Raw genomic sequence first — 21,306 nt, 5'->3', positions numbered from 1 at the left:
AAGTTAAGCTTCTCTGCGCCGATGGTACTGCACTCGGGAGGGTGTGGGAGAGTAGGTCACCGCCGGACAATCTTTTGAAGGGGCCCCACACGGTTTGTGTGGGGCTTCTTCGCGTTCAAAAGCATGGCAACACGAACAGGGCCACCCCCAGCAGCCGGGGTGGCCCTTTTGTGCGTTCGGGGACCAGTGGGTCAGACGCGCTGCCACAAGGCCGGGACGTTGGGTGGCTCCCAGCCAGTCAGTGACGTGTGCCCCTGCAGGCACCGGTACGTCGACCCGCCGTAGGTCACCTGGTCACCCGCCTGGTAGGTCACCCCAACCTTCCAGGTTCCGCCGCCCGGAGACGGGCTAGTCGTGGGCGTGGGAGTAGGCGTCTGTGTGGGTGGCACGCCCTGGACGTTGAGCACGAAGTCGAACGTCGCTTCCTTCCCCGAACCGACGGGGCGGACGTTCATGAGCAGTCTCGGGTCGTAGATGCTGTCGGTGTTGTTGCGCGGTTCGCCCGGGAAGTAGAGCTGCGTGGTGAGGATCCCGCGGCCCGGAGCCTGCGCCTTGACGTGGATGTGCCGGGTACGGCCGGGGTAGAGGCCGGGCACGATGGTGGTGAGTTTGAAGGCCCCCTGGGCGTTCGTGTACTGGTGCCCACGGAAGTTGTACGTGACGTTGTCGTAGTTGCCGTTGGTGTCGGCCTGCCAGAAGTCGAGCAGGACGTTCGCCAGTGGCTGACAGGACAGTCCGAACACGTATCCGCTCACCGTCAGCGGGGTTCCCGAGCCGGGGAGGGTCGAGCGCTGGGGGGAGTTGGGCTTGAAGTAGGGGCCCTCGGTCTGCGAGATCGTGAGATCGTCACCGTCGTCGCAGAACGGGGTGGGCTCAAGCTGCTGGCCGGTCCCTGCCATGGTGCGGGCCAGGGCCGGCACCTCGCCGATCAGGAACGGGACCGGTGTCGCTATGAGAGCCGCCTTGAACAGCGCTTTCCTGGTGATACCGCGCTGCCTTTCCTCGCGAGTGTTCTCGCCTTCCACGATGGCCTCCTTGAAAGCGCCTGCTGGGGGGTAAAGCAGGCTGTTCTCCAAGGTGGCACCCTGCGGCGGAGGTGAGTACCCTCTAATTTTCTATACGATTCACGATATGTTTGCCCCGCGTCCAGACCGCTACGCGTGGTCAGTAGGGTTGAGGGGTGGATTATCGTGCGGTTGAACGTGCCATCCTGGAGCGGGGCGTCGAGTGGGATTTCGAGCCGACGCTCGACAGGATCGCTGCGCTCATGGATTTGCTCGGCTCGCCTCAGCGGGCGTACCCGGTCATACACATCGCCGGCACCAACGGCAAGACGACCACGGCGCGGCTGACCGAGGCGCTGCTTCGGGAGCGCAACCTGAGGGTGGGCCGGTTCACCAGCCCGCACCTGGTCACCGTGCGCGAGCGCATCACGGTCGACGGCGAGCCGTTGAGCGAGGAGCGTTTCGCCGAGGTCTACGAGGAGATCGCGCCCTACGTCGAGCTGGCCGACGCGCAGGGGCACCGGCGCATCCAGTTCTTCGAGCTGCTGACGGCCATGGCGTTCGCGGCCTTCGCCGACACGCCGGTAGACGTCGCGGTCATCGAGGCCGGCATGGGCGGGTCATGGGACGCGACGAACGTCGCAGACGGCCTGGTGTCGGTCATCACACCCATCTCCCTCGATCACATGGATCGTCTGGGTCCTGACATCCCGAGCATCGCCGGGGAGAAGGCCGGGATCATCAAGCCGGGCGCCACGACCGTGCTCGCTCAGCAGGAGCTGGCCGCGGCCGAGGTGCTGATGCGCCGCGCGGCCGAGGTCGGCGCGGTGGTGGCGCGCGAAGGGCTGGAGTTCGGCGTGCTCGGCCGAGAGCTGGCGATGGGCGGGCAGTTGCTCACGCTGCGCGGGCTCAAGGGCGTCTACGACGAGATCTACCTGCCGCTCCACGGCAGCTACCAGGCGAGCAACGCGGTGTGCGCGCTGGCCGCCGTCGAGGCGCTGACCGGTGGCGACGATCCGCTCGACGCCGACCTGGTGCGCCAGGCGTTCGCCCAGGCGGCCTCGCCCGGCCGGATGGAGGTCGTACGGCACACACCCACGGTGGTGATCGACGCGGCGCACAACCCCGGCGGGCTGGAGGCGAGCCTGGAGGCGCTGCACGAGGCCTTCGACTTCGCCAAGGTGATCGGCGTGGTCGCGGTCATGCGCGACAAGGACGTCGAGACCCTGCTGGAGCTGCTGGAGCCGATGCTCGACGAGATCGTGGTGACGCGTAACTCCTCGCCCAGGTCGTTGTCGGCGCAGGAGCTCGCCGCGCTGGCCGTGCCGCTGTTCGGCGAGGACCGCGTGCACGTCGTCGAACGGCTCGACGAGGCCATCGACAGGGGCATCGGCATCGCCGACGCCGAGGGTGAGTTCAGCGGGACCGGGGTGTTCATCACCGGTTCAGTGGTCACGGCCGGAGATGCCCGGCATCTGCTCAAGGCGGATGGTGTGAGATGAATTTCGAGGTCACACCGGGCATGCGCAGGCTCGGCGCGAGCGTGCTCGGCATGGAGGCCATCGTGGCCGGGCTCATCACGCCGGTGGCGATCACCGTGGGCGGCGTGGCCCCCGCGCTCGCCGTCACGGTGGGCATCGGGCTCGCGGTGTTGTGCGTGGTCGCCGCGGGCCTGCTCAAGCGGCCCTTCGGGTACGTCATGGGCAGCGTCATCCAGGTGCTGGCCATCGCCACGGGCTTCCTCGTGCCGACCATGTTCTTCCTCGGCGCGATCTTCGCGGCGCTGTGGATCACCGCGATTATCGTAGCTCGCCGTGTCGAGGGCGTGACTTCCCGCTAAAGTCGGCCTACATGGCCGTCCCCCCGATTCAACGGTCGCCGCATCCGGCTGGCCTCAGACATGCCTGGCTGCTCGACGTGGTGCTCGGGCTGCTCGTCCTCGTGGCGTTGCCGCTGGCGATCGTCGCGATACCCAACACGCTGTCCGTGGTCGCCGATCTGCTGCCGGGCGACTTCGACCAGATCGGACTGAGTCGTACGCACGGGCTGGCGCTGCCCGCCCTGATGCTGACGGTGCCGCTGGCGGCCGTCGCGTTGCGGCGGCTGAAGGTGGCCCACGTGCTGGTCGCGGGGCTCGCGCTGGTGGCGGTGGCCGACGCGGCGGGCGGATACGCGGCCTCCGAGCTGGTCGTCGGGGTCGTACGCGTGCTGCGCGGCGTCGGCGGCGGCCTGATCGTGCCGGCCACGCTGGTGGCGGTCTGGGACCGTACGCCCGCGCTGCGCGGCCTGTGGGCCGGGGTGTTGTGCGTCAGCCTGCTGGAGGCTCAGGCGTTCGCGCTCTGGCCGCTGGTCGACGTGACGAGCTGGAAGGTCACGCTGCAGCCCTACCCGATGGCCACCGGGGTCGCGCTGGCGCTGGCGGCGGCGTACCTGGTGGTCTGGAGGTTCGCCGGGCGGCGGCCCGCGCCCGCGCCGGACGCCAGGGAGCGCAGCCGGCTGCTGCTCGCGGCCGTGCCCGCGGCGGGCATCGCGGTCATGGCGGTCAGCACGGCGAGCGCGGGGTGGGGCGTCGTCCCGGTGATCCTGCTGGCGGGGGTGGCGATCGCCGGGCTGCTGGCGCTCGGCTCGATCGGACGGGCGGAAGGACGCACGCACGCGTACACGATGGTGGCCGTCGGGGTGGTGCTGCTGCCGAGCACGGCCCAGGTCACGCTGGTGGAGATGGGCGGTCTGGGCGGGCCGGGGCTGCGTGGGCTGTGGACGCCCTTCGGGGTGGCGGCGGTGCTCGCGGTCGTCGCCGGGGTGGGCGTGCGGCTGTTCGCCAGGGGCGTGGGGCGGCTCGCGGCGCCGCTCGGGCTGCTGGCGATGGTGGTCGGCCTGTGCTCGGTGCGGCTGGTCGTCCCGTCGGCCGACGGGCTGGTGCTGGCGGTGCCGTTCACGCTGCTCGCGGTGGGGGCCACCGTGGCGGTCACGGCCACGCTCGGCGAGGTCGGTATCGGGGCGGCGGTGTTCGGGTTGTCGCTGGGCGTCGCGGGCGTGCTGGCGGGCTATTTGCTGGGCACCGGCGTGCAGATGTGGATGCTGGAGGGGGTCGGGTCGCGCCAGGAGCTGGTCGACAGCTTCGTGGGCGCGTTGCACTGGTGGGCGTTGATCGGCGGGTTCCTGCTGGTGGGCGTGATCGTGCTGGCGGCGGTGATGGGGCGGCGGCCGTCCCGGGAGGAGGAGCCGCCGTCCGGCGGCGAGCCGGCGGAGGTCGCGGTCGCGGTCGGGGCCGGTCGCGAGCGCGGAGGCGCGGCGCAGGAGCCGGTCACGACGTGGGGCTCGGTCGTTCCCGAGGGTTCTCCCGCGCCGGAGCAGGACGAGCCTGCCGAGCCCGCGCCCGCGGTGCCGCCGCAGGCGCCATCGCCGGAGGACGGCGAGCGGTCCTGAAGTCCTCGCCCGCGCGCGTCATGCCTGTGGCGCCGAGGGTGTGGGCGCGGACGGTAAGCTGAGCGACGGCTATGGCGACGCGAGGGCCCGTGTCCCGCGGAGCGCCCTCGTGGTCAGGCCAGGCGCCCGTAGCCGCGACCCGAATCTGTTCAAAGGAGAACCACACGTGTCCGAGCGCACTCTTGTCCTGATCAAGCCCGACGGGGTGAAGCGTGGCCTCATCGGTGACGTGATCGCCCGCGTGGAGCGCAAGGGCCTCAAGGTCGTGGCGATGGACCTGCGCACCCTCGACGCCGACACCGCCAAGGCGCACTACGCCGAGCACGCCGAGAAGCCGTTCTTCGGCGAGCTGGTCGACTTCATCACCTCGGCGCCGCTCGTGGCCATGGTCCTTGAGGGCCCGCGCGCCATCGAGGCCTTCCGTGCGCTGGCCGGCGCCACCGACCCGGTCAAGTCCGCCCCCGGCACCATCCGCGGCGACCACGCCCTGGAGATCGGCGAGAACGTCGTCCACGGCTCCGACTCGCCCGACTCCGCGGCCAGGGAGATCAAGATCTTCTTCCCTGACCGCTTCTAGCAGTCAGCTTCACCCGCGCGCCCGCCGGCCTCACGCCGCGCGGGCGCGTCTTTTGTCGGCGGTGAGTTGTAGCGTTCACCGAGTCTGGCAGGCGTCGGCGCAGGTGATCCGGTCGTGTGGGTGCAATTCGGGCAAAATCCAGGTTGAGGTAGGGGCTGGAGATTTTTGTGGAGCGCGAGGGCTCATTGCGCTCACTGGTGGGTACGTCACGTTACGATTCGAATTCGATCCGTAGTCATTCGCGAACGACGATACGGAGGGCTCCGTTCCCCATGGGCAGCAAGCTCGCGTTTCTCGGCCGTGACATGGCGGTCGATCTGGGCACCGCCAACACGTTGGTGTACGTGCGTGGCCGGGGCATCGTGCTCAATGAGCCGTCAGTCGTAGCGATCAACACCACCACAGGCAAGATCGTGGCGGTGGGCATCGAGGCAAAGCGAATGATCGGTCGTACGCCCGGCAACATCGTCGCCATCCGCCCGCTGAAGGACGGCGTGATCGCCGACTTCGACGTCACCGAACGGATGTTGCGCTACTTCATCCAACGAGTGCACAGACGACGCCATTTCGCCAAGCCGCGCATCATCATCGCCGTGCCGAGCGGCATCACCAGCGTCGAACAGCGCGCGGTGAAGGAAGCCGGATACCAGGCCGGCGCAAGGAAGGTCTACATCGTCGAGGAGCCGATGGCCGCCGCCATCGGGGCCGGGCTGCCGGTGCACGAGCCCACCGGGAACATGGTGGTCGACATCGGTGGCGGCACCACCGAGGTGGCCATCATCTCGATGGGCGGCGTGGTCACCAGCCAGTCGATCAGGATCGGCGGCGACGAGCTCGACCAAGCGGTGATCACGTTCGCCAAGAAGGAGTTCTCGCTGATGCTCGGCGAGCGCACCGCCGAGGAGATCAAGATGGCGATCGGGTCGGCCTGCCCCAACGGCGAGGAGTCCCACGCCGAGGTGCGGGGGCGCGACCTGGTCAGCGGGCTGCCCAAGACGATCATCGTGTCGAGCGAGGAGATCCGCAAGGCCACCGAGGAGCCGGTCAACGCGATCGTCGACGCGGTGAAGACCACCCTCGACAAGTGCCCGCCCGAGCTGGCGGGCGACATCATGGACCGCGGCATCGCCCTGACCGGCGGCGGTGCCCTGCTCAAGGGCCTCGACGAGCGGGTCAAGGCCGAGACCGGCATGCCCGTCCACCTGGTGGAGAACGCCCTCGACTCGGTCGCCATCGGCTCGGGCAAGTGCGCTGAGGAGTTCGAGGCCCTGCAGCAGGTGCTGGTTCCGGAGTCGCGGCACTGATGAGAGATTCGCGCCGGGCCCGGCTGATCCTGGGAGTGCTGCTGATGGTGGCGCTGGTCGTCCTGACCATCGACCATCGTGCGGGCGACAGCTCACCGCTGCGTCCGCTGCGCTCGGCGGGGTCCTGGGTGTTCGGCGCGGCCGAGCGGTTCGGCGGGGGCGTGGTGCGTCCCCTCGGCGGCTTCCTGCACGCCCTGGCCAGCGCGCCCAGCGCGCAGCGGCACATCGAGCAGCTGCAGGAGGAGAACGCCAGGCTTCGGGCCGGGCTGTCCTCCAGCACGCTCGACGCCACCCGCTCGGCGGAGCTGAAGAAGCTGCTCGGCCTCTCCGGCACCGGCGGCTACAAGGTGGTCACGGCCAACGTGGTGGCCAGGCGCGGGCAGCCGGGGTTCGAGGACAGCGTGCAGATCGACGTGGGCACCGGTGACGGGGTGCGTCCCGACATGACGGTGCTCAACGGTGACGGGCTGGTCGGCCGGGTCATCCACGCCTCGCCCGCCACCTCCACGGTGTTGCTGCTCAGCGACCCCGCCTCGGCCGCCGGGGGGCGGCTGGAGGGCGGTCAGGAGATCGGCGTGGTGCACGGGGTGGGCGAGAACGGGCGGCTCGTGCAGTTCCGCCTGCTCGACTCGACGGCGCCGATGGAGCGGGGCGGGCGCATCGTCAGCTTCGGCTCCAAGAACGGGCGGCCGTACGTGCCGGGGGTGCCGATCGGGGTGATCGAACGCGTGGAGTCGACGCCGGGGGAGCTGACCCGGATCGCCTACGCCAGGCCGTTCGCCGACCTGACGGCGCTCGACGTGGTCGGGGTGGTGGTCGAAGGGCCCAAGCGGGATCCGCGTGACGCGGTGCTGCCGGTCAAGGAGGGGGCGCGGTGATCGGCGACGGCACGGCCCCCGGCGAGGCCGCTGCTGGTGTGGTGATCGGGGGATGAGAAGCGTGCTGCTTTCGGCGGGGACGGAGGCGCGGTGATCGGGGCGATGGTCGTGGTGCTGGCGTTGCTGGCACAGGTCATGCTGGTCAACCGGCTGCCGTTGCCGGCGGGCGGCGCGCCTGACCTGGTGCTGCTGGCGGTGGTGGGCGTGGCGCTCGACCGGGGGCCGGTGGCGGGGGCGATGGTCGGGTTCTTCTCGGGGCTGCTGGTGGACCTGGTGCCGCCGACGGCGCATCTGATGGGCCAGTACGCGTTCGTGCTGGCCTTGGTCGGTTATGTGGCGGGGCGGGGCGCGGGCGGGCCGGCGACGACCGTCGTGCTGTGCGTGCTGATCGCGCCGCTGGTGGCCGTGGGGGTGGCCGGGCTGCTGTCCGATCCGCGGGTGTCGCTGGCGACGCTGACCCAGCAGGTGCCCGTCACCGTCCTCTACACGCTCATCGTGGCGCCGGTGGTGATCTGGCTGGCCACCCGGGGGAGACAGCCGAGGTTCTCGACATGATCCGCATGCGTACCAGGTTGCTGGTGCTGCACGTCCTGGTGGTGCTGCTGCTCGTCGTGCTCGCCGTACGGCTGTGGCAGGTACAGGTCGTGCGCGGCCAGGAGTTCGTGACCAGGGCGATGGAGACCAGGACGCGCACGGTGATCGTGCCCGCGGTGCGGGGGCAGATCCTCGACTCGTCGGGGCGTCCGCTGGTGCGCAACCGCACGGCGCTGGTCGTGTCCGTGGACCGGACGAAGCTGAACAGGATGCCGGGCGGGGGGATGAGCGTGCTGCGCAGGCTTTCCTCGGTGCTCGACCGGCCGGTCAAGGACCTGCGGCAGCGCATCACGCCCTGCGGGCCGGGGGTGGGCAAGCCGTGCTGGACGGGGTCGCCGTACCAGCCGGTTCCGCTGGACGAGAAGGTGGACACGCGCGAGGCGTTGCAGATCCTGGAGCGGCAGGAGGAGTTCCCGGGGGTCACCGCGGAGATCCACTCCGTCCGGCAGTACCCGGGCGGCCGGGCCGGGGCGCAGATGCTGGGTTACCTGCAGCCGGTGACCGAGGCGGAGCTGGAGAAGCGCGAGGGGCTCAAGGCCAGTTTCTCCGGTGTCGACCTGGCGGGGCGCGACGGCATCGAGTACGTCTACGACGACGCGCTGCGCGGCAAGTCGGGGCTGCGCAGGGTGCAGGTCGACCGGATGGGCAAGGCCCTCGGGGTCGAGGAGCAGGTGCCGCCGGTCGCCGGTGACCACCTGGTGACCAGCATCGACGCGCGGGTGCAGGCGGTGACGGAGAAGGCGCTCGCGCACGCGATGAAGAACGCGCCCGGGGCGGACGGCGGCGCCGCGGTGGTGCTCGACGCGCGTTCCGGGCGGGTGGTGTCGGTGGCCAGCGCGCCGGGGTACGACCCGGAGATCTGGGCCGGTGGCATCTCGGCCAAGGGGTACCAGTGGCTGTTGTCGGACAAGTCGGGTAAGCCGCTGGTGTCGCGGGCGATCAACGGGCAGTTCGCGCCCGGTTCGACGTTCAAGGTGTCGTCGGTGTCGTCGATGTTGCGGGCCGGGTATCCGATCAACGGCACGTACGACTGCCCCGGGGCGTACATGGTGGGCGACCGGTCCTTCAGCAACTTCCGGGGCATCGGCCTCGGGCAGATGAACCTGCACACGGCGCTGGTCAAGTCGTGCGACACCATCTTCTACCGGGCGGCGTACGAGCAGTACCTGAAGGACGGCGGGCGCAACCCGAAGAAGCGCACGAAGGAGGTGTTCGCCAACACGGCCAGGGCCTTCGGCTTCGGCCGGCCGACCGGGGTCGACCTGCCGGGCGAGTCCTCCGGGCGCATCCCCGACCGGGCCTGGAAGAAGGACCTGTGGAACCGGACCAGCGCCACGAGCTGCGAGCGGTCGCGCAAGGGATATCCGGAGGAGAAGGACCGGGCGCGGGCCGACTTCCTCAAACGCCTGGCCCTGGAGAACTGCACCGAGGGCTTCCTGCTGCGGCCCGGTGACTCGGCCAACTTCGCGATCGGGCAGGGCGACGTCCTGGTGACGCCGATGCAGCTCGCGCGGGCGTACATGGCGCTGGTGAGCGACGGCAAGGTCCGCAGCCCGCGCATCGGGTGGGCGCAGGTGAGACCCGACGGCAAGGTGGTCAAGACCATCGACGTGCCGGTGGTGGGCAAGCTGCCGATCAGCGACAAGGAACGCGCCTACATCAAGAGCGCGCTGAGCCAGGTGCCCTCCGACGGCACCGCGGCGGGGGCGTTCACCGGTTTCCCGATGGACAAGGTGCGCATCGGCGGCAAGACCGGTACCGCGGAGGTGTGGGGCAAGAAGGACACCTCGTGGTTCGCGTCGTTCGCGCCCACCAACAATCCGCAGTTCGTGGTGGTCGTCATGGTGTCACAGGGCGGCATGGGCGCCTCGACCGCGGCGCCGGCCGCACGTGAGATCTACGAGGGCATCTACGGCTTCAAGGGGGAGCCGGCCGCCGTGCCCGGCGGAAGACTCCCGACCAAGCTGCCGAAGTTCGCGCCCGACGGGACGGTGATCCACCAATGAACCGCGCCGTGGCCGCGCGGCGGCCCTCGCTCATCCAGCGGGCCATCGGCGAGCACTCGGTGGTTCGGCGCATGGACGGGCTGATGCTGGTCGCGGTGGCCGGGCTGTGCCTGATCGGCACTCTGCTGGTGTGGTCCTCGACCCGGACGTGGGCGCCCGGCGCCACCGGGCTGGTCAAGAAACACCTGCTCAACGAGGTCATCGGCGTGACCCTGTGCGCCGTGGTGGCGATGGTCGACCATCGGGCGATGCGGGCGTACGCGCCGCTGGTGTATCTGGTGTCGCTGGTGGGGCTGGCGCTGGTGATCACGCCGCTGGGCGCGACGATCAACGGGTCGCACTCGTGGATCCTGCTCGGCGGCGGGTTCGCGGTGCAGCCGTCGGAGTTCGCCAAGGTCGGGCTGCTGCTGATCATCGCGATGCTGCTGGCCCAGCCCGCCGAGGGCAGCGACCGGCCGCGCGGCCTGGACATCACGCTGGCCCTGATCGCGGCGGGCATCACGATGGGGCTGGTGATGCTGCAGCCCGACCTCGGCACGGCGCTCGTGCTCGCCGTGATCACGGCCGCGGGGCTGGTGATCGGGGGCGTGCGCAAGCGGTGGATCGTGGGGCTGGTGCTCGTGGCGGCGGCCGGGGTGTTCTGCGTGTTCTGGTTCAACCTGCTGGAGCCGTACCAGGTGGCGCGGTTCACCGCGTTCGTCGATCCGAAGGTGGATCCGCGCGGGGTGGGCTACAACAGCACGCAGTCGCTGATCGCGATCGGCTCCGGGCAGCTGCTGGGCAAGGGGCTCTTCGGCGGCGGGCAGACGACCGGCCGGTTCGTGCCCGAGCAGCACACCGACTTCATCTTCACGGTGGCGGGGGAGGAGTTCGGGTTCATCGGGTCGGTCACCGTGGTGCTGCTGCTCGGCGTGGTGCTGCTGCGCGGGCTGAAGGTCGCCAGGCACTGCGACGACCGGTTCGGCACGCTGGTCGCGGGCATGATCGTGTGCTGGTTCGCGTTCCAGACGTTCATCAATGTCGGGATGACGATCGGGATCATGCCGATCACCGGCCTGCCGCTGCCTTTCGTGTCCTACGGCGGCACTGCCACGTTCGCGAACCTCATGGCGGTAGGGCTGCTCCTGGCCATCAGAGTGCGGCGGCAGTCGTTCGACTGAGCGCGTTGCGGGGGCCGTCCGCCGGTGGGCCGGATTTGTCACCGTCCGCGCGCCGCTACCCTGGACGGTATGCCTGTCGAGTCGATATTCCACCGCCTGGAAGCGCTGCTGCCCAAGGTGCAGAAGCCCATCCAGTACGTCGGGGGTGAGCTCAACTCGACCGTCAAGGACTGGGACTCCGCCGACGTGCGGTGGGCGCTGATGTACCCGGACGCCTACGAGGTCGGGCTGCCCAACCAGGGCGTGGCGATCCTCTACGAGATCCTCAACGAGCTGCCCCGCACCCTGGCCGAGCGCACCTACGCGGTCTGGCCGGACCTGGAGGCCCTCATGCGGGCCGAGGGCGTGCCGCAGTTCACCGTCGACGGCCACCGGCCGGTGCGCGCCTTCGACGTGCTCGGCCTGTCGTTCTCGACGGAGCTGGGCTACACCAACATGCTGACCGCGCTCGATCTCGCCGGGATCCCGCTCAACGCGGTCGACCGGGGTGAGGACGACCCGATCGTGCTCGCCGGCGGTCACGCGGCCTTCAACCCCGAGCCGATCGCCGACTTCCTCGACGCGGCCGTGCTCGGCGACGGCGAGCAGATCTCGATCGCCATCTCCGAGGTCATCCGCGAGTGGAAGGCCGAGGGGCGTCCCGGCGGGCGCGACGAGCTGCTGATGCGGCTCGCCGAGTCCGGCGGCGTCTACGTGCCGAAGTTCTACGACGTCGACTACCACCCCGACGGGCGCATCAAGCGTGTCGCGCCCAACAGGTCCGATGTGCCGTGGCGGGTGCACAAGCACACCGTGATGGACCTCGACGAGTGGCCCTATCCGAAGAAGCCGCTGGTGCCGCTGGCCGAGACGGTGCACGAGCGGTTCAGCGTGGAGATCTTCCGCGGCTGCACGCGCGGCTGCCGCTTCTGCCAGGCGGGCATGATCACCCGTCCGGTGCGGGAGCGTTCGATCACCACGATCGGCGCCATGGTCGAGAACGGCATCAAGGAGTCCGGCTTCAACGAGGTCGGCCTGCTGTCGTTGTCCTCGGCCGACCACTCCGAGATCGGTGAGGTCGCCAAGGGCCTGGCCGATCGCTACGAGGGCACCAACACCTCGCTGTCCCTGCCCTCGACCAGGGTCGACGCGTTCAACATCGACCTGGCCAACGAGTTCTCCAGGAACGGCAGGCGCTCGGGTCTCACGTTCGCCCCCGAGGGCGGCTCCGAGCGTATGCGCAAGGTGATCAACAAGATGGTCACCGAGGAAGACCTCATCCGCACGGTCACCACCGCTTACTCGCAGGGCTGGCGGCAGGTGAAGCTCTACTTCATGTGCGGCCTGCCCACCGAGCAGGACGAAGACGTGCTCGGCATCGCCGACCTGGCCAAGAAGGTCATCCAGGCGGGCCGTGAGGCGACCGGCAGCCGCGACATCCGCTGCACCGTCTCCATCGGCGGGTTCGTGCCCAAGCCGCACACCCCGTTCCAGTGGGCCGGGCAGGCCGACCACGAGACCGTCGACCGGCGGCTCAAGGCGCTGCGCGACTCGCTGCGCGGCGACAAGCAGTACGGCCGGGCCATCGGCTTCCGCTACCACGACGGCAAACCGTCCATCGTGGAGGGCCTGCTCTCGCGTGGCGACCGCAGGGTCGGCGCGGTGATCAGGGCCGTCTGGGAGGCCGGCGGCAGGTTCGACGGGTGGAGCGAGCACTTCTCCTACGACAGATGGATGCAGGCCGCCGAGAAGGCGGGTGTCGACGTCGACTGGTACACCACGCGTGAGCGGGCCGAGAACGAGGTCCTTCCGTGGGACCACCTCGACGCCGGGCTCGACCGCGAATGGCTCTGGCAGGACTGGCAGGAGGCCGTGTCCGGCGGCGAGGTCGAAGACTGCCGCTGGACCCCGTGCTACGACTGCGGGGTCTGCCCGACCATGGGCACCGAAATCCAGATAGGCCCGACAGGGCGCAAGCTCCTTCCTCTCACAGTGGTCTAGCGCGCTTCACAGTGGTCTGGCGCGCTCAGTGGGCGAGCCGTGTCACGGCGTACACGTACACGCCTCGCGGCGGCTTATCCTGGGAGAAGGAACTCTTACAAGGGAAGGACGCAAAGCTCTGAAACCTGTTCCCGACGGGCCTCCGCCCGCGCCTACGGTGCAGCGCCTTCGTGTGCGTTACGCCAAGCGCGGACGTCTGCGCTTCACCAGTCACCGCGACATCTCGCGGGCCGTCGAGAGGGCGGTCCGCCGTGCCGGCATTCCGGTGGCCTTCAGCGCGGGCTTCTCGCCCCATCCGAAGATCTCCTACGCGGGCGCAGCGCCTACCGGCGTCGCCAGCGAGGCCGAATACCTCGAGATCGGTGTCACCACGCTGTGCGACCCAGAGCAGGTCAAGTCCAGCCTGGACGCGTCACTGCCGCCCGGTCTCGACGTGCTCGACGTCGTACAGGCGGGCCCGGGGGGGCTGGCCGACCGCCTGGAGGTCTCCGACTGGGAGATACGCCTGCCCGGGGCCGATCGCGAGCTCGCCGAGACGGCGGTGCAGAAGTTCCTCGCGGCGGGCACCGTGGAGGTCGAGCGCCTCACCAAGAAGGGCCCCCGGCGCTTCGACGCGCGGGAGGCCGTCCTGGGGCTCGTGGTGTCCGAGGGAACAGACAGAACCGCAGCTCAGGTGCCAGGACAGACGTGTGTCATACTGCGCATGGTTGTTCGGCACATGACGCCTGCCGTTCGACCCGATGATGTGCTCACAGGGCTGCGCCTTGTGGCCGACTTCGCGCCGCCGGTTCCCCCCGAGGTGACCAGGCTGGCGCAGGGGCCGCTCGACGCCGGCACCGGTGCGCTTGCCGACCCGCTCGGCCTTGACCGCGACACCACGCGCGGCGGCGAGGCGGGACCGGCGGGTGAGCACGTCGTCGGCTAAGGAGGTGCCCTGCGCGAGCGGGGCGCCACCGCTGACAGGACTTGGCGCCCGCGCCTCCTTTCCGGAGGCGGGGGCGGACAACGAGACACGAGGGCTCCTGCGCGGCGCGGCGACGCGCCCGGGAGCTGACGGGAGAGCGCCCGCATGCTCGACAACGAGCCCAACGCCGGGGCCACTGGCCCTGACGGGGAGACAACTGAACAGCCCAAGGTGACCAGGCGCCGCCGCTCCGCGAGCCGCCCGGCGGGTCCCCCGCCGGAGCTGCCGGAGGAGCCGGCCGCCACCGCCCCGATCACCGTCGCGGCCGCCCAGGCCGCGCCGTCGGTTGCCGACGTGCAACCGGTGCAGACCAACGCCGCGCAGCGTGCTGCCGGAGAGCCCGCGCCCGACGCCGGGCGCGGCCGGAGAACCCGGGCCCGCGCGGCGGCGCCCGCGGCCGAAACGCCGGCAGGCCCGGCCGGAGCCGCCGAGGGCGGCCCGCAGGGCGTTCAGGCACAGCCCGGCGCGCCCGAGAGCGCCGTGGCTGGAGCCGGTGCGCCGCAGGACACCTCCGCTGTGGCCGGCGCGCCTGAAGGTGCCGCGGCCGGAGCCGAGGCGTACGAAGGGGCCGGTGCGCCTGGGGCTGTCGTGCCCGAGGGGCCGGCGCCGCAGCAGGCCGAGAGCCCTGCCGCCTCGCAGGCCGGCACGTCGGCAGAGCCCGTCGTGGAGCCCGTCGTGGCGCCGGTCGTCGAGCAGCGTGAGGCCGCCGAGCGGGTGGCCGGTGCGGCCGAGCCGGTCGTGGCGCCCGTGGTGCGGAGTCCGGGCGCGCCTGAGGCCGAGGGCCCTGCGTACGCGGCTGGCCCGGCCGGTGCCGGCGAGGTGGCCAGTGTGGTCGAGGCCGCCGTGGCCGACGCCGTGGTGGAAGCCGCCGACGTTTCCGAGGAGAAGCCCAAGAGGGCCACGCGCACGCGGTCCACCGCGACCACGACGCGCCGCCGTACGACGAAGAAGGCCGAGCCGGAGGTCGCGGGAGCGCTCCCCGAGGAGGAGGCCGAGGCGCCGAAGCGGCGGCGTACGCGGAAGAAGGCCGAAGAGGTCGTCGTCGAGGCGCCGGCCGGCGCCGACGTCGAGGTCGTCGCGACGCCCTCCGACGTCGAGGTGGCCGTCACCGTGCCCTCGGCCGCCGAGGCGGCCGACGAGGCGGCCGACGAGGACATCCTGGAGATCCTGCCCGAGGACGAGCCGCTCGACGACGAGCCCGCCGGCGAGGATCTCGACGAGGACGTCGACCGCCCGAGCCTGCTCGCCGACCCCTTCGGGCTGAGCGTGCGCAGGCACGACGAGCCGGGCACGGCGTTCCAGCGTCCGGCGGCCATCTTCGCGCCGCTGTTCCAGGCCCCCGACCCCAGCCAGGGCAAGCCCGCCGTGCTCCGGCGGCCCGAGCCGGAGCCCGAGCCCGAGGAGATCGAGGAGCTGGTCGACGAGACCGTCGTCGAGGACGAGGGCGACGTCGACACCTCCGACGAGCAGGAGGAGGAGGGCGGCGGCCGTCGTCGCCGTCGCCGGCGCGGCGGCAGGGGCCGCGGCAAGTCGCGCGAGCGTGACGAGGCCGAGGACGGCGAGGAAGGCGACGAGGAGGAAGGCGAGGACCAGGGCGAGGAGGGCCAGGAGGAAGAGGCCGCCGGCTCGCGTCGCCGTCGCCGTCGTCGTCGCCGCGGCACCGAGGAGACGCTGGAGCCCTCCAGCGACGACCCGCCGAACACGGTGGTGCGCATCCGCGCGCCGCGCTCCGGCCGTGCCGCCTCCCTGGAGACCGCCACCGACGGCGTGCAGAGCGTGCGCGGCTCGACCCGTCTGGAGGCCAAGAAGCAGCGCCGCCGCGAGGGGCGCGAGCTCGGCCGCAGGCGTCCGCCGATCATCACGGAGTCGGAGTTCCTGGCCCGCCGCGAGTCCGTCGACCGCATGATGGTGGTGCGCCGCCAGGGCGACCGTACGCAGATCGCGGTACTGGAGGACGGCGTGCTCGTCGAGCACTACGTCAACCGCGAGGCCAGCCAGTCCTACGTCGGCAACGTCTACCTGGGCAAGGTCCAGAACGTGCTGCCGTCGATGGAGGCCGCGTTCGTGGACATCGGCAAGGGGCGCAACGCCGTCCTGTACGCCGGTGAGGTGAACTTCGACACCGCCGGGCTGGAAGGCCAGCCCAAGCGCATCGAGGCGGCGCTGAAGTCCGGCCAGTCGGTGCTGGTGCAGGTCACCAAGGACCCGATCGGCCACAAGGGCGCCCGGCTCACCTCGCAGATCAGCCTGCCCGGCCGTTACCTGGTGTACGTGCCGGACGGGTCGATGACCGGCATCAGCCGCAAGCTGCCCGACAAGGAACGCACCCGGCTCAAGAGCATCCTGAAGAAGGTCATGCCGGAGAACGCCGGTGTGATCGTCCGCACCGCGGCCGAGGGCGCCTCCGAGGACGAGCTGGCCCGCGACGTGGCCCGGCTGTCGGCCCAGTGGGAGAACATCCAGAAGAAGGCCAAGTCGGCCAGCCCGCCCGAGCTGCTGTCGGCCGAGCCCGACCTGACGATCCGGGTCGTGCGCGACGTGTTCAACGAGGACTTCACCTCGCTGGTCGTGCAGGGCGACGACGCCTGGGACACCGTCGACGACTACGTCAAGTACGTCGCGCCGCACCTGGCCGAGCGCCTGTCGCGCTGGGACACCGGGCAGGGCGACGTGTTCGAGTCGTACCGGATCGACGAGCAGCTGGGCAAGGCGCTGGAGCGCAAGGTGTGGCTGCCGAGCGGCGGCTCGCTGGTGATCGACCGTACCGAGGCGATGACCGTCGTCGACGTCAACACCGGCAAGTTCACCGGCCAGGGCGGCAACCTCGAGGAGACCGTCACCAGGAACAACCTGGAGGCGGCCGAGGAGATCGTGCGCCAGCTGCGGCTGCGGGACATCGGCGGCATCATCGTGATCGACTTCATCGACATGGTGCTGGAGTCCAACCGCGACCTGGTGCTGCGGCGGCTGCTGGAGTGCCTGGCGCGCGACAGGACCAAGCACCAGGTCGCCGAGGTGACCTCCCTGGGCCTGGTGCAGATGACGCGTAAGCGGGTCGGTCAGGGGCTGCTGGAGGCGTTCTCGACGTCCTGCGAGTGCTGCAACGGGCGCGGGCTGATCGTCTCGACCGAGCCGGTCGAGGCCAAGCCGGAGCCGCGCGGCACGCAGGGCAAGATGGCGATCGAGAAGGCGGTCTCGGACAAGGTTTCCGCGGCCAAGGACTCCGCCAGCCGTGATACCGTGACCGGTGCGCTTGATGACGTCCCGGCTGAGGACGACCAGGCCAGCCAGACTTCCGGCAGAGGGCGGCGACGCTCCCGCCGAGCCAAGTCCGCCGAGTAGCCTCGGCAGGCTTCCGACGATCCGTCCGGTTCGCCTAGGGCACCGTTAAGCGGTACCCTGGTGAATCGGTGCGTCAGGTGACGTGCCCTGTTGGCGCGCTTACTCGGTTCGTCGGTTTGAGACAGGCCGAATGATAGGCGCAGCATTCGGCGGCCGCCTCGATGCGGGGCGGCTGAGGTCAACAGCGAGTCAGTAGAAGGGTTCCGCGGTGTACGCGATCGTTCGTTGCGGCGGCAGGCAGCAGAAGGTCTCCGTCGGTGACGTCCTCGAGGTGGACAAGGTCGCCGGCGAGGTCGGCTCTTCGGTTACGCTGCCGACGGTGCTCGTCGTCAACGACGGCGATGTGACCACCGAGGCGGGCAAGTTCACGGTCAACGCCGAGATCCTCGGCGAGACCAAGGGCCCGAAGATCCGCATTCTCAAGTACAAGAACAAGACCGGTTACAAGAAGCGCCAGGGTCACCGTCAGCGGTACACCCAGGTGAAGATCACCGGTATCGACCAGGCCTGATCGGGAGTTTGAGAGATGGCACACAAGAAGGGCGCGTCGTCCACCCGGAACGGCCGTGACTCCAACGCTCAGCGCCTGGGCGTCAAGCGCTTCGGCGGCCAGCTGGTGAACGCGGGCGAGATCATCGTTCGTCAGCGCGGCACCCACTTCCACCCCGGCGACAACGTCGGCCGCGGTGGCGATGACACGCTGTTCGCGCTGGCCGCGGGCCACGTGCAGTTCGGCCTCAAGCGCGGTCGTCGCGCCGTCAGCATCGTTCCCGTCGCGGAGTAATCAGCTTCGCTTCGGTGTTGCTTCAAGGGGTGGATCGCCTGTCGATCCACCCCTTAGGCGTTTTCTGGGGGCCCTGCGGGGGCGCCATGTTGTGATTGATCTTGTATGCCCTGGTGGGCTGATGGAGGAGAGCTGGATGCCGGACTTCGTGGACCAGGTGGTCCTGCACGTCAAGGCCGGTGACGGAGGGAACGGGTGCGCCTCCATCCACCGGGAGAAGTTCAAGCCGCTCGGCGGCCCCGACGGGGGGAACGGCGGTCGTGGCGGCGACGTGATCCTTGAGGTCGATCCCAACACCGCGACCTTGCTGGACTACCACCGCCGTCCCCATCGCAAGGCCGACAACGGCAAGCAGGGGCAGGGCTCCAACCGTGACGGCGCCAACGGCGACGACGTGCTCCTCGCCGTCCCGAACGGGACCGTGGTGAAGGACGCCAACACGGGTGAGGTGCTGGTGGACCTCGTGGGGGCCGGCACCCGGTACGTCATCGCGCAGGGCGGCCACGGCGGGCTGGGGAACGCCGCGCTGGCCACGGCCCGGCGGAAGGCGCCCGGGTTCGCGCTGCTGGGGGAGCCCGGTGACGGGCTCGACGTCATGCTGGAGCTCAAGAGCGTCGCGGACGTGGCGCTGGTCGGGTTCCCCAGCGCCGGCAAGTCGTCGTTGATCGCGGCGCTGAGCGCGGCCAAGCCGAAGATCGCGGACTATCCGTTCACCACCCTCATCCCCAACCTGGGGGTCGTGACGGCCGGCGAGAACGTGTTCACGGTCGCCGACGTGCCCGGGCTGATCCCCGGGGCCTCGCAGGGCAAGGGGCTCGGGCACGAGTTCCTCCGTCATGTCGAGCGCTGCGACATGCTCGTGCACGTCATCGACTGCGCGACCATGGAGCCGGGGCGCGACCCCCTCACCGACTACGAGGTGATCGAGGCCGAGCTGCGGGCGTACGGGAAGCTTGAGGACCGGCCGCGGATGATCGTGCTGAACAAGGCCGACGTGCCTGACGCGCGGGAGCTGGCCGACCTGGTCAGGGCCGAGTTCGAGGAGCGGGGGCTGCAGGTCTTCGTCATCTCGGCGGCCACGCACGACGGGTTGCGGGAGCTCACGTACGCGATGGGCGAGTGGGTGGCGGCGGCCAGGGCCAACAGGCCGGTCGAGGAGCCGACCCGACTGGTGATCAGGCCCAAGCAGCTCGGCGACGCCGGGTTCAAGGTGCGGCGGGTCAACGAGAACCTGTTCCAGGTCACCGGCGAGAAGCCGGAGCGGTGGATCCGGCAGACCGACTTCACCAACGACGAGGCCGTCGGGTACCTGGCCGACCGGCTCGAACGGCTCGGCGTGGAGACGGAGCTGGTCAAGGCGGGCGCCAAGGCGGGGGCCGAGGTGGTCATCGGGCCGATGGAGGGCGGCTACGTCTTCGACTGGCAGCCGACGCTCAGCGCCGAGTCGGTGCGGCAGGGGCCACGCGGCTCGGACAACCGCCTCGGCTGACCGCTGCCGGGGTCGACGGTCGTCTTGGCGTGACCGCCGTCTGGCGTGACCATCCTCTGACGTGACCGCCGTCTGGTGACCGCCGTCTGGTGACCGCTGTTTGGCGTGACCGCAGCCGGTGGGCGCGTCGTGAACGCGCCCGCCGGTGGTTTGTCGCGGCGGGACCGTTGTGGTTCCACGGGAGGCGAAGGGACCGGTGGTGGTGGCCGCGCTGGGTATCGCTGCCGTTCTGTGAGGGCGGGGCTGGAGGTGGCGGTCGCGCGGCGGGACCGGCTGTGGTTTTTCAGGAGGTGAAGGGCAGGCGGTGGTGGCCGTGTGGGGGCCGCTGAGGCCCTTCTGGGGTGAAGGCTCCGGAGGCGGGGGCGTGCGGGGGACCGTCGATGCTCTGCGGTGGATGGAGGGGCTGGAGGCGGTGGCTGCTGAGGTTTCTTGGGGGTGAAGGGCGGTAGGCGGCCGTGGGGTGGGTTGCTGTCGTTCTACCAGGGGAAGGCGGCGGTTGCATGGGGGCCGCTGTGGTCTTTCCGGGGTGCAGGTGCTGGGGGCGCATGGTGGGAGCGTCGCCGATCCGTTAGGCGGGGTGGCGATGTTGTGTGCAGGGGCGCGGGAGTTGCGGTTCTGCGGGGGGTGAAGGGGGACGGGGGTGGGGGTGGGGCGCGGATAGGCTGTCAGGCGTGCGGGAACAGATCAGCTCAGCGTCGAGGGTCGTCGTCAAGGTCGGCTCCTCCTCGCTCACCACCCCCCAGGGCATGATCGACGTCGACCGGGTCGACGCCCTGGTGGACGTCCTGGCGGCGCGGCGGCGTGCCGGGGCGCAGATCGTGCTGGTGTCGTCGGGAGCGATCGCGGCGGGTCTCGGCCCGCTGGGGCTGGCGGCGCGACCACGAGACCTGGCCACCCAGCAGGCGGCGGCCTCCGTCGGCCAGGGGGTGCTGGTCGCGCGCTACACCTCCTCCTTCGCCCGTTACGGCCTGCGCGTCGGCCAGGTGCTGCTGACCGCCGACGACATGATGCGCCGCGCCCACCACGCCAACGCCCAGCGCACCCTGGCCCGGCTGCTGGAGCTGGGCATCGTGCCGATCGTCAACGAGAACGACACGGTCGCCACCGACGAGATCAGGTTCGGCGACAACGACCGGCTCGCCGCGCTGGTCTCCCACCTCATCCACGCCGACGCGCTGGTGCTGCTGTCCGACGTCGACGCCCTCTACGACGGCCCCCCGAGCCGGCCCGGCTCGCGCCGGCTGGCCGAGGTGCGCGGCCCCGAGGACCTGGTCGGCGTCGAGCTGGGCAGGAACGGCGCGGCGGTCGGCACCGGCGGCATGGTGACCAAGGTCCAGGCGGCCAGGATCGCCACGGGCGCGGGCGTGCCGGTCGTGCTCACCGCCGCCGCCCACGCCGCCCAGGCGCTCACCGGGGCCGACATCGGCACCTACTTCCACCCCGGCGGCCGGCACCCCGGCACGCGGCTGCTGTGGCTCGCCCACGCCACCACCGGGCGCGGCCGGCTGCACCTCGACCAGGGGGCGGTCGAGGCGATCGTGGGCCGGCGCAAGTCGCTGCTGCCCGCCGGCGTGACGTCCGTGGAGGGCGAGTTCGCCGCGGGCGACCCGGTCGACCTGTGCGGGCCGCAGGGCGGCGTGGTGGCGCGCGGCCTGGTCAACTTCGACGCGGTGGAGATCCCGGGGCTGCTCGGCCGCTCCACGAAAGAGCTGGCCAGCGCGCTCGGTCCGGAATATGAACGCGAGCTGATCCACCGCGATGACATCGTCATACTGGAAACCCGTCACCAGTGAGG

General features: G+C 70.5%; 17 protein-coding genes. 16 read left to right on the top strand and 1 reads right to left on the bottom strand.

The annotated features are described in order from the left end of the window. Positions 1-191: 191 nt before the first annotated feature. Positions 192-1,025, bottom strand: coding sequence for a carbohydrate-binding protein (locus ABZ444_RS22050; RefSeq protein ID WP_357999761.1), 834 nt, complete (start codon positions 1,023-1,025; stop codon positions 192-194). Positions 1,026-1,180: 155 nt separating this feature from the next. Between ABZ444_RS22050 and ABZ444_RS22045 the strand changes: the two genes are divergently transcribed. The 16 genes from ABZ444_RS22045 to proB all read left to right on the top strand — a co-directional run bounded on the left by ABZ444_RS22045 (position 1,181) and on the right by proB (position 21,304). After that, complete coding sequence (locus ABZ444_RS22045) at positions 1,181-2,506, top strand: folylpolyglutamate synthase/dihydrofolate synthase family protein (RefSeq protein ID WP_357999758.1); 1,326 nt, start codon at positions 1,181-1,183, stop codon at positions 2,504-2,506. Further along, the gene (locus tag ABZ444_RS22040) at positions 2,503-2,844 is read left to right on the top strand and encodes a DUF4233 domain-containing protein (RefSeq protein WP_357984630.1); all 342 of its coding nucleotides are present in this window, start codon (positions 2,503-2,505) and stop codon (positions 2,842-2,844) included. Before ABZ444_RS22045 ends, ABZ444_RS22040 begins: the two co-directional genes overlap by 4 nt. 11 nt (positions 2,845-2,855) lie before the next feature. Beyond that, the gene (locus ABZ444_RS22035; protein WP_357999755.1) at positions 2,856-4,433 is read left to right on the top strand and encodes a hypothetical protein; all 1,578 of its coding nucleotides are present in this window, start codon (positions 2,856-2,858) and stop codon (positions 4,431-4,433) included. A 166-nt stretch (positions 4,434-4,599) separates the two neighbouring features. Next, the gene (gene ndk, locus ABZ444_RS22030; protein WP_357999752.1) at positions 4,600-5,010 is read left to right on the top strand and encodes a nucleoside-diphosphate kinase; all 411 of its coding nucleotides are present in this window, start codon (positions 4,600-4,602) and stop codon (positions 5,008-5,010) included. A 272-nt stretch (positions 5,011-5,282) separates the two neighbouring features. After that, complete coding sequence (locus ABZ444_RS22025) at positions 5,283-6,314, top strand: rod shape-determining protein (RefSeq protein WP_357999780.1); 1,032 nt, start codon at positions 5,283-5,285, stop codon at positions 6,312-6,314. Further along, positions 6,314-7,192, top strand: a complete 879-nt coding sequence (gene mreC / locus ABZ444_RS22020; RefSeq protein ID WP_357999749.1) for a rod shape-determining protein MreC — start codon at positions 6,314-6,316, stop codon at positions 7,190-7,192. Before ABZ444_RS22025 ends, mreC begins: the two co-directional genes overlap by 1 nt. 90 nt (positions 7,193-7,282) lie before the next feature. Continuing rightward, the gene (gene mreD / locus ABZ444_RS22015; RefSeq protein ID WP_357999746.1) at positions 7,283-7,747 is read left to right on the top strand and encodes a rod shape-determining protein MreD; all 465 of its coding nucleotides are present in this window, start codon (positions 7,283-7,285) and stop codon (positions 7,745-7,747) included. Further along, the gene (mrdA, locus tag ABZ444_RS22010; RefSeq protein ID WP_357999743.1) at positions 7,744-9,792 is read left to right on the top strand and encodes a penicillin-binding protein 2; all 2,049 of its coding nucleotides are present in this window, start codon (positions 7,744-7,746) and stop codon (positions 9,790-9,792) included. Before mreD ends, mrdA begins: the two co-directional genes overlap by 4 nt. Next, complete coding sequence (gene rodA, locus ABZ444_RS22005) at positions 9,789-10,952, top strand: rod shape-determining protein RodA (protein ID WP_357999740.1); 1,164 nt, start codon at positions 9,789-9,791, stop codon at positions 10,950-10,952. Before mrdA ends, rodA begins: the two co-directional genes overlap by 4 nt. 69 nt (positions 10,953-11,021) lie before the next feature. Continuing rightward, entirely contained in the window at positions 11,022-12,932 is a 1,911-nt protein-coding gene (locus tag ABZ444_RS22000; RefSeq protein WP_357999737.1) for a TIGR03960 family B12-binding radical SAM protein, read from the top strand. Between the two features lie 172 nt (positions 12,933-13,104). Beyond that, positions 13,105-13,857 (top strand): TIGR03936 family radical SAM-associated protein, encoded by a 753-nt coding sequence (locus ABZ444_RS21995; protein WP_357999734.1) that lies wholly within the window; start codon positions 13,105-13,107, stop codon positions 13,855-13,857. Positions 13,858-14,001: 144 nt separating this feature from the next. After that, positions 14,002-17,238 (top strand): Rne/Rng family ribonuclease, encoded by a 3,237-nt coding sequence (locus ABZ444_RS21990; protein ID WP_357999731.1) that lies wholly within the window; start codon positions 14,002-14,004, stop codon positions 17,236-17,238. Between the two features lie 208 nt (positions 17,239-17,446). Next, entirely contained in the window at positions 17,447-17,749 is a 303-nt protein-coding gene (gene rplU / locus ABZ444_RS21985) for a 50S ribosomal protein L21 (RefSeq protein ID WP_357698913.1), read from the top strand. A 15-nt stretch (positions 17,750-17,764) separates the two neighbouring features. Further along, positions 17,765-18,022 (top strand): 50S ribosomal protein L27, encoded by a 258-nt coding sequence (rpmA, locus tag ABZ444_RS21980; RefSeq protein ID WP_090773491.1) that lies wholly within the window; start codon positions 17,765-17,767, stop codon positions 18,020-18,022. Positions 18,023-18,158: 136 nt separating this feature from the next. Beyond that, positions 18,159-19,511, top strand: a complete 1,353-nt coding sequence (obgE, locus tag ABZ444_RS21975; RefSeq protein WP_357999728.1) for a GTPase ObgE — start codon at positions 18,159-18,161, stop codon at positions 19,509-19,511. A gap of 662 nt (positions 19,512-20,173) precedes the next feature. Beyond that, the gene (gene proB, locus ABZ444_RS21970) at positions 20,174-21,304 is read left to right on the top strand and encodes a glutamate 5-kinase (protein WP_357999777.1); all 1,131 of its coding nucleotides are present in this window, start codon (positions 20,174-20,176) and stop codon (positions 21,302-21,304) included. The last annotated feature ends 2 nt before the right edge of the window (positions 21,305-21,306 follow it).

It is taken from the genome of Nonomuraea sp. NPDC005730 (assembly GCF_040630865.1).
Lineage (GTDB): Bacteria > Actinomycetota > Actinomycetes > Streptosporangiales > Streptosporangiaceae > Nonomuraea.
Note: the sequence above shows the minus strand (reverse complement) of the source record. Positions and strands in the feature narration are given on the sequence as shown.

Bases quoted from the DNA above. Each gene is read 5' to 3' on its own strand.
- ABZ444_RS22000 (WP_357999737.1), top strand. From the start codon at position 11,022: ATGCCTGTCGAGTCGATATTCCACCGCCTGGAAGCGCTGCTGCCCAAG.
- rpmA (WP_090773491.1), top strand. From the start codon at position 17,765: ATGGCACACAAGAAGGGCGCGTCGTCCACCCGGAACGGCCGTGACTCC.
- mrdA (WP_357999743.1), top strand. From the start codon at position 7,744: ATGATCCGCATGCGTACCAGGTTGCTGGTGCTGCACGTCCTGGTGGTG.
- mreC (WP_357999749.1), top strand. From the start codon at position 6,314: ATGAGAGATTCGCGCCGGGCCCGGCTGATCCTGGGAGTGCTGCTGATG.
- ABZ444_RS22025 (WP_357999780.1), top strand. From the start codon at position 5,283: ATGGGCAGCAAGCTCGCGTTTCTCGGCCGTGACATGGCGGTCGATCTG.
- obgE (WP_357999728.1), top strand. From the start codon at position 18,159: ATGCCGGACTTCGTGGACCAGGTGGTCCTGCACGTCAAGGCCGGTGAC.
- ABZ444_RS22035 (WP_357999755.1), top strand. From the start codon at position 2,856: ATGGCCGTCCCCCCGATTCAACGGTCGCCGCATCCGGCTGGCCTCAGA.
- ABZ444_RS22040 (WP_357984630.1), top strand. From the start codon at position 2,503: ATGAATTTCGAGGTCACACCGGGCATGCGCAGGCTCGGCGCGAGCGTG.
- ABZ444_RS21990 (WP_357999731.1), top strand. From the start codon at position 14,002: ATGCTCGACAACGAGCCCAACGCCGGGGCCACTGGCCCTGACGGGGAG.
- rodA (WP_357999740.1), top strand. From the start codon at position 9,789: ATGAACCGCGCCGTGGCCGCGCGGCGGCCCTCGCTCATCCAGCGGGCC.